The sequence below is a fragment of the Streptomyces sp. NPDC059564 genome, from assembly GCF_042735575.1.
GTDB lineage: Bacteria > Actinomycetota > Actinomycetes > Streptomycetales > Streptomycetaceae > Streptomyces.
Genome location: NZ_JBHWBP010000589.1, coordinates 1 through 2,726, shown reverse-complemented (window position 1 = coordinate 2,726; position 2,726 = coordinate 1). Strand labels below are relative to the sequence as shown.

Here is a 2,726-nt window from a genome sequence, read left to right as displayed (position 1 = left end):
GCAGCGTCTTCGGCAGCACGCCGTGCCGCATCGCCTCGACCATCTTGATGATCCCGCCCACCCCGGCCGCCGCCTGGGTGTGCCCGATGTTCGACTTCAGCGAGCCCAGCCACAGCGGCCGGTCCCCGGGCCGGTCCTGGCCGTACGTGGCGAGCAGTGCCTGCGCCTCGATCGGGTCACCCAGCCGCGTCCCCGTACCGTGCGCCTCCACCGCATCCACGTCCGCTGCCGACAACCCCGCAGTGGTCAGGGCCTGTTCGATGACGCGCTGCTGCGCCGGGCCGTTCGGAGCCGTCAACCCGTTCGAAGCACCGTCCTGGTTGACCGCGCTGCCCCGCACCACCGCCAGCACCGGGTGGCCATGGCGGCGGGCGTCCGACAACCGCTCCACCAGCAGCATGCCGACGCCCTCGGCCCACCCGGTGCCGTCGGCGTTCGCGGAGAACGCCTTGCAGCGGCCGTCGGCGGCCAGTCCGCGCTGGCGGCTGAACTCCACGAAGGCGCCCGGGCCGGCCATGACGGTCACACCGCCCGCCAGGGCCATCTCGCACTCGCCCTGGCGCAGCGCCTGGACCGCGAGGTGCAGCGCGACGAGCGACGAGGAGCACGCCGTGTCCACCGTCACCGCGGGGCCCTCGAGGCCGAAGGTGTAGGAGAGACGGCCGGAGATGACGCTCCCGGAGTTGCCCGTGCCGAGGAAGCCTTCCACCCCCTCGGGCACCGACTGAAGGGAGGAGGCGTAGTCGTGGTACATCACACCCGTGAAGACGCCCGTACGGGAACCGCGCAGCGTGGCGGGGTCGATCCCGGCCCGCTCGAACGCCTCCCAGGAGGTCTCCAGCAGCAAGCGCTGCTGCGGATCCATCGCGAGCGCCTCACGCGGCGAGATCCCGAAGAACGCCGCGTCGAACTCCCCCGCGTCGTACAGGAATCCGCCCTTGCGGGTGGTGCTGGAGCCGGCGGCGCCTTCCTCGGAGAGGAGGTCGAGGTCCCATCCGCGGTCGTCGGGGAAGTCGGAAATGGCGTCGGCGCCTTCGGAGAGCAACCGCCACAGGTCCTCGGGGGACCGCACACCGCCCGGATACCGGCAGCTCATGGCGACGATGGCCAGGGGCTCGTCTCCGGCACCGCCCGCCGGGGTGGCCGCCCGCGCCGCGGTCATGGCCGGGCGCTCTCCGTCCAGGTGGGCGAGCAGGTGACCGGCGAGCGCGTCCGGCGTCGGGTAGTCGAAGACCAGCCCGGCCGGCAGCCGTACACCGGTCGCCGAGACGAGGCGGTTGCGGAGTTCGACGGCCGTGAGCGAGTCGAAGCCGAGCTCGCGGAACGCCTGGGCCGGCTGGACGGATTCGGGCCTGCCGTGGCCCAGTACGGCGGCCGCGTGTGCGCGTACGAGGTCGACGAGCAGCTCGGTCCGCCCGCTCCCGGTCAGCCCCCGCAGCCGCTCCGACAGCACGGACCGGGCGCCGTCCGCGGTGGTGGCCGCAGCCGCCTCGGTGCGGCGTACGGGTGCGGGGACCAGGTCCCGCAGCAGCGTGGGCAGTGTCCCCGCGCGGGCCTGTTCGCGCAGCACGGGCAGGTCCCAGCGGACGGGTACGAGCAGCGGCTCCGGGGAGCGCAGGGCGCTGTCGAGGAGCCCGAGGCCTTCTCCCGTCTCCAGCGCGACGAGCCCGGAGCGGCCGATGCGCCGGTGGTCGGCCTCGGCCAGCGTCGCGGTCAGTGCGCTGGTGCTCGCCCACAGGCCCCATGCCAGCGACACGCCCGGCAGACCGGCGGCGCGGCGGGCGTGGGCCAGTGCGTCCAGGGCGGCGTTGGCAGCGGCGTAGTTGCCCTGGCCCGCGTTGCCGAAGACACCGGCGGCCGACGAGAACAGCACGAAGGCCGACAGCTCCGTGCCCCGGGTCAGCTCGTCCAGGTGGAGGGCGCCTGCCACCTTCGGGCCGAACACCCCCCGCATCCGCTCGGGCGTCAGGGCCTGCACCACGCCGTCATCGGTCACGCCCGCCGCGTGCACCACGCCCGTCAGCGGGTGTGCCGCCGGCAGCGAGCCCAGCAGCCGGGCCACGGCCTCCCGGTCGGCCACGTCGCAGGCCACGGTGTCCACCACGGCGCCCCGTGCGCCCAGCTCCGCGGCGAACTCCGCCGCGCCGTCGGCGGCGGGACCACGACGGCTCGCCAGGACCAGCCGCCGGACGCCGTGCTCGGCGACCAGGTGCCGTGTCACCACTCGCCCCAGTACCCCGGACGCTCCGGTCACCAGGACCGTTCCGTGCGGCGCGAACACCGGGGCGTCGGGGGCCGCGTCACCCGTGGGGGCTTCGGCGGCGCGCGTCAGTCGGGGTGCGAGCAGCACTCCCCCGCGTACCGCCAGCTGCGGCTCGCCCGTAGCCGCGGCGGCGCCGAGCTCCGACAGGTCGCCGCCTTCGACATCGGCTTCGGCATCGACGAGGACGAAGCGGCCGGGGTTCTCCGACTGCGCCGAACGCACCAGTCCCCAGACCGCGGCCTGCGCCGGGTCGGCGCCCGAGGCCGGATCGACGGCGACGGCGCCCCGTGTGACGACCAGCAGACGCGACGCGGCGTACCGCTCGTCCGACAGCCAGTCCTGTACGAGGCTCAGCGCCGCCTCCGCCGCCGCGCCGGGCCTCGCCTCACCACCCGGGGCGAGCACCGCCACCAGGTCGGGGACGGGGGTGCCGTCGCCGGCCAGGGTGTCCAGCAGGGCGACG

General features: G+C 74.9%; 1 protein-coding gene. It reads right to left on the bottom strand.

The window, feature by feature from the left end; translation table 11 throughout:
- Positions 1-2,726: SDR family NAD(P)-dependent oxidoreductase (locus tag ACFV0Q_RS40615; protein ID WP_385013013.1), on the bottom strand; the 2,726-nt coding region annotated here is incomplete at both ends.